An 11243-nucleotide genomic window follows, 5' to 3' on the forward strand; every position below is an offset into this window, starting at 1 on the left:
CGCCTGGCTGCACACCTACAATCACCACCGCGGACACACCGCGCTCGCAGGTAAACCACCCGCCAGCCGCGTCCCCAACCTCACGGGGCAATACAGATGCGGTGACGCGTGAGGTTGGAGACGGCGCGCAGTTGTTCGTCGGTGGTGACGTGGAACGTCTCGGGAAGGTCGTCGGTAGGCATGCGAGCAATGGTCAACAGTTCTTGACCATTGCGCAAGGGATTATTTCGCGCCAACTTGTCTGAAGATTGCTCGTGGTGGGCCGGTCAGCCCTGCGACCGGGTGGGGGCTCTGTTCAGCGCCGGCGGTCGGCTGCCGAGGTGGCCAGTTCGGCGAGCTTGGTGGAGTCCGGCAGGCCGGTGAGTTCGGCGCGTGCTTGTGCGGCGCGGGAGGATGCCATCCGGGCCGCCTCGGTGAGAGCGCCCGTGCGGGTCAGTACGGTGAGGATGTCCCGGTGTGCGGTGACGGGGTCGGTGCCGCCGCGGAAGACGGCGGTCAGGCGGTCGCGGTCGGCTTCGTCGGCGGCTTCGTAGGCGAGCAGGACGGGGAGGGTGGGCTGGAGGTTGGCCACGTCGCTGATGGCTGTCTTGCCGGTGACCTGCTCCGCGGCGGTGTACGGGAGCAGGTCGTCGCGGATCTGGAAGGCCATGCCGAGCTGTTCTCCGAACTGGCGCAGAGCCTGGTGCTGCTCGGGGGGCGCTCCGGCCAGGATCGCTGAGCCGAGAGGTGACGGAAGCGGCCTGGCCGGAGTCAGGTTGGGTCGGTTGCCGTCTGGGGCGGTCGGGGACGACGTTCCCAGGGAGGTCGTTGTCCCAGGCCGGCAGGGGCTTCCGACTGTGGCCACGTAAATGGACATGCTCCTCAAACCAGTCCTCCCATAGGCTCACGTCGTGAGCGACGAGATACAGAAGATCGTGACGGAACTGCCCGACCTGAAGAGCGTGACCGAAGTGTGGGACACGGCCGAGCGCAGGCTCGACCAGGGCGATATCGCCTTCGTAGCCGATCTCGGCATCGCTCTCGCCGGTCGGTACGGCTCGTCTGCCGCTCAGGTCTGGCAGTACCGAAGTGTCTTCGACCGTCTCCTTCGCCTGCTGACCATGGCCTCGGGCCAGGAGTGTGCCGAGCAGGCCCTGCGGCTCGTGTCGGCCGCCTCGCCCGGCAACAGGAAGCTGGCCCGTTACGCGGCTTCCCTTCTGGCCCATGGCCAGAGCCCGGAGGACCTGGCCGTCGCCTTCGCCGGCGGCAGCTCGCGCGCGGCGGCCTCGGAGGAGCTTCGGGCCTGCCTCGTGCACGAGTTGGTGCTCAGGGGCGTCTCGATCACCAAGTCACCGGCCGTCCAGGCGTGGGCGACTTCACCGCACTGGCGCCACCACCCGCTCGCATGGCTGCCGTTGGAGCTGTCGGTGATCGAGGAGTCGCCGTCTCTGCCCAACTACTCCGTGGGTGGGGCCAGTTATTCGATGCCGTACGGCCCGCAGGACGGTCCCGGCGTCGCGCTGGGCCGCGTTCCCCGCCTGCCGCAAGCGGTCGAGACGACGACGGAGGAGTTCGGCGAGGCCGCGACCGCAGCGGTGGCCAACTGGGTGGAGGAGTCCAACGGCCGCAGTGAGGCCAGAACGTACGAACTGGCAGGGCCAGTCGAGGCGAAGACCCTCCCCGGCCTGTTGACGGCACTGGGGCTGGAGTGCCTGAGCGGCGTCGGTCCGCGTAAGCCCTTCGCCCTCTCCGCCTGTCGGCCGGAACGCGCCTGGCGCATGCTCTTCGCGGCGGCGTCGACCGGTGGCGCGTACAACAACGGCGTCTACGGCGCTTACGGGCGCCTGGCGGCCTGGCGTTCCCTCACCGCTCTGTCCGGGGCATCCACGACGGCGCCGGTCGGTGAAGTGGAGCGGCACATCCAGGAATGCGACTGGTACGGCTTCGAAGCCGCCACGAAGTGGTTCGAGCGTGTGGCGTGGGACATAGGGCTGGTCTCCGTCGCCCCGGGGGCTCGGCGCATCGCTGTGCTGGCGGCCACGGACACCGACTGATCCTTGATGAGGTCGAGCAGTTCTCTTCCCTGTTGGGCACTCCACGGCTGCCTGATCATCGGGTAAAAAGGCCCAGGGATCGGCAATACGGTCCTAGGTTCCCTATGTGAACAGGTTTACGAGAGCTGCGGCGCTTCTCGCCGCGACCATGGCCACCGTCGGCACCGCATGGAGCACGGCACCGGTGGCCGGCGCCACCAGTACGGCGGCGCCCGGTTCGGTCACCGTGCATGCCGACCACACGCTGGCGAGCGTCGGCGGGGATGCGCTGGGTGTCGACGACTGGCAGACCGACTCCGCGGCGGGTGCGTCCGCCGCCGGCCGTCTGCTGCGCGCGGACAAGGTCCGGCTGCGGGAGCTGAGCACCGGCCCCTGGGACGACACCTACCGGTGGCGGACCAACTCCTTCGATCCCGACCCCCTCACCGGCGATCCCTCGCCCAAGGCGGAGCCGTGGCAGTCCTGGGCCGCGGGTGTGAAGAAGACCGGCGCGCAGATGATGGTCCACGTCAACTACGGCAGCACCGCCGACGACGGGCCCGCGGGCACGGACATCGGTCCGCAGGAGGCCGCGGCGTGGGTGCGGCAGGCCAACATCGTCGACCACGACCACATCAAGTACTGGGCCATCGGCGAGGAGGTGTGGGGCAACGGCTACATGTACCCGGATGCGACCGAGCCGGACCACCACGCGGTGAAGACACCGGCCGAGTACGGCCGGAACGTGGTGAAGTTCGCCCAGGCCATGAAGGCGGTCGACCCGTCGATCAAAATCGGAGTCGAGCTGGCGCCGTTCGCCTCCATCGGCGGCAAGGACTGGAACGACCCGGTGCTCGCCGCCGCCGGCGACTCGGTCGATTTCGCCGACGTCCACTGGTACAACTACGGCCAGGGTGCCGCCGGGAACACCGACGCCGCGCTGTTCGCCAGCACCGGCCGGATCGCCCCGACCATGGCCGCCGTCCACCAGCAGATCACCGCGAACCTCGGGGCGCACGCACGCCAGGTGCAGACCGTCATCGGTGAGACCAACACCACGTCGGCCGACCCCGGCGTGCAGAGCACGACCGTCCCGTCGGCGCTGTACGCCGCGGACGACGTCACCACCTGGCTCGAACAGGGAGCCGCCGACGTCTCCTGGTTCGACTCCCGCCACAAAGCACAGCAGGACCACGCCGGATCGCCCGACGACCCGGACGGGCTGGGCTACGGCACCTGGGGCATGCTCTCGGACGGCCCACGGTCCTGCCAGACGAACACCCAGGGCCAGCGGGTCTGCGAGCCCCCGCTCAACACGCCCTACCCCAGCTACTACGGCTACGGAATGGCCGCCCGGCTCGCCGCACCGGGCGCACGGCTGGTCAGCACCACCGGCGCCGGCGCGATGATCGTGACGCACGCCGCCGTACAGCGCGACGGAACACTCGTCGTCCTCATCGAGAACGAGGACCCGCAGGCAAGTCACGAGGTCCGGCTCGACTACACCGGCTACCGCCCCGCCCTCACCGGCACGGCCTACACCTACGGCGCCGGCACCACGACACCGACCAGGTCGCCCGGCTCGGCGCGCTCCGTCCGTCTCGCCCCGTACAGCATGATGGAACTGGTGCTGTCCCGGCGTTGACGGCGCCTGGTGGCCACTGCGGTCGCGTGGCGGCGCAAGCCCTGCAAGCTCCCCGCCGACAAGGGCTGCGAGCGTCACGCCGACGACGGGGGTCCGCGCCGCCGCGGGCGCGCCACGGGGCCCGGACCGGCCGATGTCGGTCCGGGCCCGGTGGAGGTGGGCTCCCCCGCACCGCCGCGATCCCTGCGTCCGTGGCCGGCTTCGCGGCCGTGCCGCCGGCCGCGGCGGGGAGTTCCTGGCGCAGAGCGAGGCGGCAGCGCGGCCACAACGCCCGGCGCGCCGGGCATTCCGATCGTCCCAGTCGTCCGGTCGTCCGCCGCCGTCGCTTGGCGTTCGGCGAGTCGGGGTGCGCTGTCCGTGCCGTCCGTCAGCCGCGCCGGCGCGCCGTCCTTGCGCGCGGGCCCGACGGCCGGGGCGGGTGCGGCGAAGGCCGTCTGGGCTCTGCGCGGCGCGCCGGTGGGTTTACAGGTCGCGGCCGACCAGGAAGTCCAGCACCGCGAGCAGCTCCTCCGTGGCCGCGGGGTCCAGCGCGGCGCGGGTCAGGAGGGTGCGGGCGGCGGCCGTGTGTGTGCGGGCCTCGGCGAGCGCCGCCGTACGGCCGCCGGCCGTCTCGATCAGTTCGGCGGCCTCCCGCGCCCGCCCCGGCGCGGCCAGCAGCTCGGGCAGGTGGCGGGCCGCCGGGGAGCGAAGGGCGGCCAGTACCGGGTAGGTCTTCTTGCCCTCCCGCAGATCGCCGCCCGCGGGCTTGCCGGTGACGGCGGGGTCGCCCCAGATCCCGAGCACGTCGTCGACCAGTTGGAAGGCGATGCCGAGATGCCGGCCGGCCCGGTCCAGCGCGCCGGCCGTGTCCTCGTCCGCTCCCCCGAGCACGGCGCCCAGCGCGCAGGCGCAGCCCAGCAGGGCGCCGGTCTTGGCCTCCGCCATCGCCCGGTACTCCTCGGCCGTCACCCGGTCCGGGCCGGTGCACGGCCGGGCGGTGAACAGCAGGTCGTCGGCCTGCCCGCGCACCAGGTCGGCGAGGGCCGCCGACAGCAGCCGTACGGCGCGGGCGCTCTGCGGCACGGCGGCGAGGGTTTCCACCGCCAGCGCGAACAGGGCGTCGCCGGCCAGCACCGCCGGGCCGGTGCCGTACGCCTTCCACACGGCCGGGCGGCGGCGCCGGGTCGCGTCGCCGTCCATGATGTCGTCGTGCAGCAGCGAGAAGGTGTGCACCAGCTCCACCGCGACCGCCGCCGGAACCCCGGCGCGCGCGTCGGCACCCGCCGCCCGCGCGCCGAGCACCGCGAGGGCCTGCCGTACGCCCTTGCCGCCCGGTGTGGCGGAGGGCGCGCCGCCCACCTCGCACCAGCCCAGGGAGTACGCGGCCATCTCGGCCGTCCACGGGTGCAGCGCGCCCACCGCCTCGCGCAGCGCCGGCCGCACCAACTCGGCGCACCGGGCGAGGACTTCGGGCGCGGCGGGCGGGGCCTGGAGCGCGGTCACCGTACGGCCTCCGTCTGGGCTGCGAACTCCTCCTGGGCGCGGATCACCAGCCGTTGCACATGCTTGAGTCCGCTGCCTTCCAACGAGCGTGCCAGGTCGGCGAGTTCGGCCGCCGTCTCGTCGCGGTCCCGGCCGAGCCAGGCCAGCGACTTGGCGAGGCCCAGCCGGGCGAGCGCCTCGCCGCGCGGCTCGCTCATCGCGCGGAACTCCCGCAGCGCCAGCTCGTACATCCCCCGTGCCTCTTCGTGGCGGCCGGCCCGGAAGAGGACGTTGCCCCGCATCTTGTGGTTGTAGGCCAGCGCGCTGGACAGGTTCATCGCGCGGCAACCGGCCTCCGCCCGCGACAGCAGTTCCAGCGCCTTCTCGGTGTCCTTGTCGCGCACCGAGAGGATGTCCGCGAGGCCGCGCAGCGCCCACGCGTGGCCGCGCCGGTCCTCGGCGCGCTCGGCTATCTCCGCCGCCTCTTCGAACAGCGCGTACGCCCGGTCGTAGTCCCCGGTGTTGCGGTGCATCTGGGCGATGCCCTCCAGTGCCCACACCGTGTGCCGGGCCTCGCCGCGCCTGCGGGCCTCGGCCAGCAGTTGCTCGTGCAGTCGGCCGACCGCCGCGTAGTCGCCCTGGATGCGGCCGGTCTCGGCGAGTCCGGCCAGCGAGTAGCCCCGGCATACGACGTCGCCGGCCCGTTCGCCGAGGTCGGCCGCGAGTTTGAGCAGCCGCCAGGCCAGCGGGAAGGCCCCGCGCTGCCGGGCGAGGGTGCCGCCGCTCCACAGTGCCCACGCCATCGTCGCGGAGTCGCCGGCCTCGCGGGCGGTACGGTAGCTCGCCTTCCATGCCTGGTCGGCCTCGCATACGTTTCCGAGCCGCCGGTGCGCCTCGGCTACGGCGAGCCCGCAGCGGGCGGCCTCGGCCGGGTGCCCGGACCGCTCGGCCTCGCGCAGCTTGTCGATGCCTTCCGCGAGCACGTCCGTCAGGGAGGAGTTCACGGAGAGGGTGGTCAGGGCGCCCTGGTACTCGGGCGCGAAAGCCTTGCCGTACATACGTGCCTTTCTATACACGATGCGTATACACAGCGTGTATAGCGAGTCGGGGACACGCCCCGTCCGCGAGGACCAGGGCGTGTCGGTCTGTTGTCGATCAAGACGCGGGTACGGCGGCGGGGGTTGCCCGTGCGGCGCGGCTCATGATGTGAAGGTTCCGTGCGGACGGGCCAACGGCGGTGTCCGAGGCCGCTGTTCAGCGCTGCGGGATCCGTGGTGCGGTGTCCGTGCAGGGCACGGCCCAGGGGCGTGCCGGTGACTCAGCGTCGGCGGGAGAGGGCGACACCGGTCAGGCAGAGTACGCCGCCGACGAGCCCGTATGCCGTCGGGATCTCGGCGAGGAGCAGCCACGACAACAGCACCGACACGGCCGGAACGGCGTAGGTCGCCGCGGAGAGCCGACCGGCGTCCATGCGGCGCAGCGCGTAGGCCCACGCGGTGAAACCGATCGCCGTGCAGAACACGCCCAGGTAGACGGCGCCGAGCACCGCTCCGGCGGGCGCCGTCCGCAGCTCGCCGGCCAGTTGCGGCGCCCAGGGCAGCAGGACCACGGTGGCGACGACGCAGCCGAGCCAGATCGCGGTGAGCCCGTCGACATGCCGCAACGTGACCTTCTGGATCATGACGCCCGCGGCATAGAGCACCGCGGCCAGCAGGCACAGCAGAACGCCCGCCCAGTCGCGCTGTGCGGTGGCCCCGGTTGCGATGATCGCGGTTCCGGCCAGCGCGACGAGCGAGCCGACGATGAGAGGTCGCGAGAAGCCTTCACCGAGGAACTTCCCGGCGACGACGGCGACAAGCAACGGCGCGAGGTTCACCAGCAATGCCGCGGTCCCGGCATCCACATGCCGCTCCCCCGCGTTGAGCGCGACCGTGTAGCCGGCGAGCCACAGCACGGCGTACGCCGCGATCAGCAGGAACGCCTTGCGGGACAGGCGGACTCGGACCGCCCGCCTGGTCGCCGCGATCACTGTGAGCGTGCCGGCCGCGACGCCGAGCCGGAGCAGCGCCAGCGGCGCGGGGGACAGCGCGTGCCCGACGCCGCGGACGGCGACGAACGCCGAGGCCCACAGCACGACCGCGAGCCCGGCGGCGGCCGCGATCCTGCCGAGGTCTGTTCTGCCGGTGCCGGTAGGCCGGGTGGTCTCCACTAGATCGGTCACCCCGGCATCGTCGTACGCGCCGTCCGTACAGCACAAGCGACGAGTTCTGTACATCCGTTAAGCATGGCTGTACGGTTACGGGATGCTGGACATCTCTCGGCTCCGCGTCCTGCGGGCGGTCGTCGCGACGGGTTCGATCCGCGCGAGTGCCTCCGCGCTCGGCTACACCCCCTCGGCGGTGAGTCAGCAACTCGCCACGCTGCAACGGGAGACGGGGCTGCGGCTGTTCGAGCGGTCCGGTCGCGGCATCGAGCCCACCGCGGCCGGCCGGACCCTCGCCGCCGAGGCCGACACGTTGTTCGAGGCGTTCAGCCGGGTCGAGCGGGTGGTCGGTGATCTGCGCGCCGGCCGGGTGGGCAGCCTGTCGATCGGCTACTTCGGCTCGGCCGGAACGGCGTGGCTGGCGCCGACCGTTGCGGCGCTGCGGGCCGAGTTCCCCGACCTCCGGCTGGATTTGCTGCTGACGGAGTTCACGCCGGGCGACCCGGACATCGACATCTTCGTGGAGGAGACGGGTGTCGAGCGCGCCGGGCCGGTCGATGTGCGCCGGCTCGCGGAGGACCCCTATCTGGCCGTCGTCCGCGTCGACGATCCGCTCGCCGGGATGCCGGAGGTGCCATTGCCGGACCTCGCCCAACGGCGTTGGGTGGACAACGACCTGCGCCAAGGGGCATGCCGCCAGGTGCTGCTCAACGCCTGCGCGCAGGCCGGGTTCTCCCCGAGTTTCGTGGTGGAAGCGCACGATTACCGGACGGCGATGTCCTTCGTGGCAACCGGAATCGGGCTGACCGTGGTGCCGGCACTCGGTATCGGCGAGCTGCCGGAGGGCCTGACGACCGTCGCCCTGGTGTCCCCCACTCCGGTCCGGTACATCAGTCTTGCGGTGAAGAAGTCGATCGCACGGCACCCCGCCGCCCGGCGCGCCGTAGAGCTGCTGGAAGGGCTGGTGTGCGCGGGGTCATCCTGAGCTGCTGGATGGTCCGGGCTTCCTGTCGTGCCCGCGGAGCGGAGAGGGCAGGATTCGAACCTGCGTGGGCCCCAGAAGGGGCCCGACCGTGAGGCGAGCTCGCTGGTCCCCGATCAACCACTCCGGGCACCTCTCCCTGCTACCGGCGTTCGGTCTTCCGTGCCGGTGCCAGGAACAACAGTGCCAGGGGCCGCTGACCGCCCCCTGACGCGCCGCTGACGAACCCGCGGGCCGCCGGCGGGGCTCAGTGGGCGGCGAGCCACCCGACACCACCGCAGAAGAGGAGGGCGGCCCCGGCGAGCGCGGCGTAGCGGGAACGGTGGAGGGTGGTTCCGAGCGCAACGGCTGCGACGAGAAAGGCGGCCGTCCCGATCGCTCCTGGCAGAAGGCCGTGACTGTATCCGAAATCGTTGACGTGGAATATCAGCAACCAGAACCAGGAGAGTCTCATCCCCTGCCCCCTCGTCATCATCGTCGTTCTTACGGCGCTCCATGTGATGGATCACCAGGTTGGCGAGAGCGACCGGCAGTGTCACCAGCAGCGCCGGAAGCCAGGGGTGTTCGACACGGAGACCGGGCGTGAAGAATTCCGCGAGCAACATACCCAGAAAGGTCGTTGCTGCGGAAACGGCCGCGTCCGCGCCGCGTTTGACCCTGCCGGAAGCGGCGGTCAGGCGCAGTGCGAGACGTACGGGGGTGGCGAAGACGCCGGCGAGCGGACCGCAGGGCAGGCCCGTCATGCCGAGGGCGGCAAACGCCTTCTCACGTGTTGACAGAGATGCCCAGGCGGGTTCGTCACCGTGGCGCTGGGTTCCACATCCGATACGACATCAGGTCTTCATGAAAGCCTCTTCGAGAGCACAGTGGGCTCGCCGAACGGGTCCAGCCATGTGTCCATTGAGGCGATCGGAGCATCAACCCACAGGCCGAGCAACCGCGTTGGTCCCCCATTCGGCTTTCTGGTCGGAGTGGGCACGGACCACCTTCTCGTCTTGGTAGCCGATGACGCCGAGCCGGAAGCATCCGGCACCGCCGAAGGCGCTGCCCCGGATCCGGGTGCCGGGTGCGCTTCCACCCGTTTTCGCGCATCGCCATCGGGTGCGGGACAGCCGGGAGTTGGAGTGCCGCCGAGGAGAAGGCCGTAGGCCCAGCCCCCTCCATGGGTGACTGCGGAGGTGTTGCGCGGCCGGGTACCGGCCTGGCGCGTGCGGCAGTTGACGGCCGGAATGGTGCCCCTTGTTGTCCGGCGATTCGCCAACACGCGTGCCGGTGCCGGACGAGGTGCGCGTCACAGCGTGTCGGCGGGCGTTGCCGTGTCCGTTCCTTCGTTGCTAACTTCACCGCACAGGTGAGTTGGAAATTCAAACTGAGGAGAGACGGACATGAGCCTCGCCGACGGCCGGACCGCCGATGCCCCCAGCCCCCCGCAGGCCCGACCGCGGCTCGGGGTGGTCTTCACGGTGATCGGCGCCGGGGTGGCCATGGCCAACCTGGACGTGTTCATCGTCAACGTGGCGCTGCCGGACATCGGCCGCCAATTCTCGGGGGCACCGCTGGCGTCCCTGTCGTGGGTGCTGAACGCGTACGCGGTGGTGTTCGCGGCACTGCTGGTGCCGGCGGGCAACCTCGCCGACCGGGTCAATCCGCGGATCGCCTACCTGTCCGGCCTCGTGCTGTTCACGGTCTCCTCGGTGCTGTGCGCGCTGGCGCCGGGGATCTGGTTCCTGGTCGGGGCGCGGGTATTGCAGGCCGTCGGTGCGGCGATGCTGATCCCCTCCTCGCTCGGCCTGTTGCTGGCGACCGCTCCCCCCGACAAGCGTCTGGCGTCGGTGCGCGGGTGGACGGCGATCAGCGGGGTGGCCAGTGCGCTGGGCCCGGTGCTGGGCGGGCTGCTGACCGATCTGAGCTGGCACTGGGTCTTCCTGATGAACGTGCCGATCGGGGCGGCCGCGCTGCTGGGCGGACTGCGGGTGCTGCCGCGCGTTCCCTCGCGGGACCTGCCGCGGGCTGACGTGCTCGGTGCCGCCGTGCTGACCTGCGCCATCGCCCTGATCGCCCTCGGCCTGGTCAAGGGTGACGACTGGGGCTGGGCGTCGGTGGAGTTCATCGGCGCTCTCGTACTCGCGGTGCTGCTGCTGGCCTGGTTCACGGCGCGTTCGGCGCGCCACCCGTCGCCGGTGCTGCCGCTGCCGCTGTTCAGGTTCCGCGGCTTCAGCCCCTCCTCGTTCTCCAACGTCCTGTTCGCCGTAGCGTTCGCCGCCATGCTGCTGTCGACCGTGCTGTGGTGCCAGGACGTGTGGCACTGGTCGGCGGTGCGGACCGGTCTCGCGATCTTCCCCGGCACCCTGCTGCCGCCCGCGCTGGCGATGAGCATCGGGCCGGTGATCCACCGCTTCGGCTCCGGCGTGGTCGCCTTCACCGGCTGTGTCGTCTTCGGCGCGGGCATCGCCTGGTGGCTGACGCTGCTCACGCCGGACTCCGGCTACGCGGGCGGGATGCTGCCGGGCATGCTGCTCACCGGTATCGGCGTCGGCCTGACCCTGCCCACGCTGATCAGCGCCGGTGTCTCCGCGCTGCCGCCGCAGAGCTTCTCCACCGGTTCCGGCGTCGTCACCATGGCACGCCAGGCCGGCACCGTCCTCGGCATCTCCCTGCTGGTCGCCACCATGGGCGCAGCGCCGGCCCACCCCGTGGACGCCTTCGACCGGGGCTGGACGATGATCCTCGGCGCCACCGCGGCCGCCGCGCTCGCCTGCATCTTCGTCGGCGGCGTCGGCAAGACACGCCGGGGGGCCGAGGCCGAAACCGCCGGCGCCGCCCGCAGCGCGAGTACCGCTGGGGGCGGCGAAGGGGCGTGAGCCGACGGACAACGGCGCCCAAAGCCCGCTGTGTCGCTCGTTGGGGTCCTTGAAGGCTCGGGGCCCGTCGCCCACACTG

Annotated in this window: 9 protein-coding genes and 2 pseudogenes; 5 read left to right on the top strand and 6 right to left on the bottom strand. The window is 71.5% G+C overall.

Features of this window, described 5'->3' with window-relative positions:
* Nucleotides 1–95: 95 nt before the first annotated feature.
* Nucleotides 96–182 (bottom strand): annotated as a pseudogene (locus AC069R_RS22480) (transcriptional regulator); the annotation flags it as partial.
* Nucleotides 183–295: 113 nt separating this feature from the next.
* The gene (locus AC069R_RS22485) at nt 296–856 is read right to left on the bottom strand and encodes a polyprenyl synthetase family protein (RefSeq protein ID WP_478768586.1); all 561 of its coding nucleotides are present in this window, start codon (nt 854–856) and stop codon (nt 296–298) included.
* A 34-nt stretch (nt 857–890) separates the two neighbouring features.
* On the opposite strand from AC069R_RS22485, the gene AC069R_RS22490 reads away from it, so the two are divergent.
* Together AC069R_RS22490 and AC069R_RS22495 are read left to right on the top strand one after the other, a co-directional pair.
* Nucleotides 891–2033: a DUF6183 family protein gene (locus tag AC069R_RS22490; RefSeq protein WP_478768587.1), complete on the top strand. Its 1143-nt coding sequence runs from the start codon at nt 891–893 to the stop codon at nt 2031–2033.
* 106 nt (nt 2034–2139) lie between these two features.
* Nucleotides 2140–3657, top strand: coding sequence for a hypothetical protein (locus tag AC069R_RS22495; protein ID WP_478768588.1), 1518 nt, complete (start codon nt 2140–2142; stop codon nt 3655–3657).
* A gap of 462 nt (nt 3658–4119) precedes the next feature.
* Here the strand turns inward: AC069R_RS22495 and AC069R_RS22500 are convergent, their stop codons facing one another.
* The 3 genes from AC069R_RS22500 to AC069R_RS22510 all read right to left on the bottom strand — a co-directional run bounded on the left by AC069R_RS22500 (nt 4120) and on the right by AC069R_RS22510 (nt 7339).
* Nucleotides 4120–5139, bottom strand: coding sequence for a polyprenyl synthetase family protein (locus AC069R_RS22500; protein WP_478768589.1), 1020 nt, complete (start codon nt 5137–5139; stop codon nt 4120–4122).
* The gene (locus tag AC069R_RS22505; RefSeq protein ID WP_478768590.1) at nt 5136–6176 is read right to left on the bottom strand and encodes a tetratricopeptide repeat protein; all 1041 of its coding nucleotides are present in this window, start codon (nt 6174–6176) and stop codon (nt 5136–5138) included. The genes AC069R_RS22500 and AC069R_RS22505 overlap by 4 nt, the downstream gene beginning before the upstream one ends.
* 260 nt (nt 6177–6436) lie before the next feature.
* Nucleotides 6437–7339: a DMT family transporter gene (locus AC069R_RS22510; protein WP_478768591.1), complete on the bottom strand. Its 903-nt coding sequence runs from the start codon at nt 7337–7339 to the stop codon at nt 6437–6439.
* A gap of 82 nt (nt 7340–7421) precedes the next feature.
* Here AC069R_RS22510 and AC069R_RS22515 point away from each other — a divergent pair, with 82 nt between their 5' ends.
* Complete coding sequence (locus AC069R_RS22515; RefSeq protein WP_478768592.1) at nt 7422–8306, top strand: LysR family transcriptional regulator; 885 nt, start codon at nt 7422–7424, stop codon at nt 8304–8306.
* A 39-nt stretch (nt 8307–8345) separates the two neighbouring features.
* Here AC069R_RS22515 and AC069R_RS22520 read toward each other — a convergent pair.
* Nucleotides 8346–8442 (bottom strand): annotated as a pseudogene (locus tag AC069R_RS22520).
* 274 nt (nt 8443–8716) lie between these two features.
* Here AC069R_RS22520 and AC069R_RS22525 point away from each other — a divergent pair.
* Both AC069R_RS22525 and AC069R_RS22530 read left to right on the top strand, forming a co-directional pair.
* Complete coding sequence (locus AC069R_RS22525) at nt 8717–9079, top strand: hypothetical protein (RefSeq protein WP_478768593.1); 363 nt, start codon at nt 8717–8719, stop codon at nt 9077–9079.
* 609 nt (nt 9080–9688) lie between these two features.
* Nucleotides 9689–11164 carry an MFS transporter gene (locus AC069R_RS22530; RefSeq protein ID WP_478768594.1) on the top strand — a complete coding sequence of 492 codons (1476 nt, stop codon included), beginning with the start codon at nt 9689–9691 and terminating at the stop codon, nt 11162–11164.
* The last annotated feature ends 79 nt before the right edge of the window (nt 11165–11243 follow it).

It is taken from the genome of Streptomyces sp. NPDC043952 (assembly GCF_056435325.1).

Excerpts from the sequence above, each read along its gene's own strand:
- AC069R_RS22485 (WP_478768586.1), bottom strand. The coding sequence starts at position 856 with ATGTCCATTTACGTGGCCACAGTCGGAAGCCCCTGCCGGCCTGGGACA.
- AC069R_RS22505 (WP_478768590.1), bottom strand. The coding sequence starts at position 6,176 with ATGTACGGCAAGGCTTTCGCGCCCGAGTACCAGGGCGCCCTGACCACC.
- AC069R_RS22515 (WP_478768592.1), top strand. The coding sequence starts at position 7,422 with ATGCTGGACATCTCTCGGCTCCGCGTCCTGCGGGCGGTCGTCGCGACG.
- AC069R_RS22530 (WP_478768594.1), top strand. The coding sequence starts at position 9,689 with ATGAGCCTCGCCGACGGCCGGACCGCCGATGCCCCCAGCCCCCCGCAG.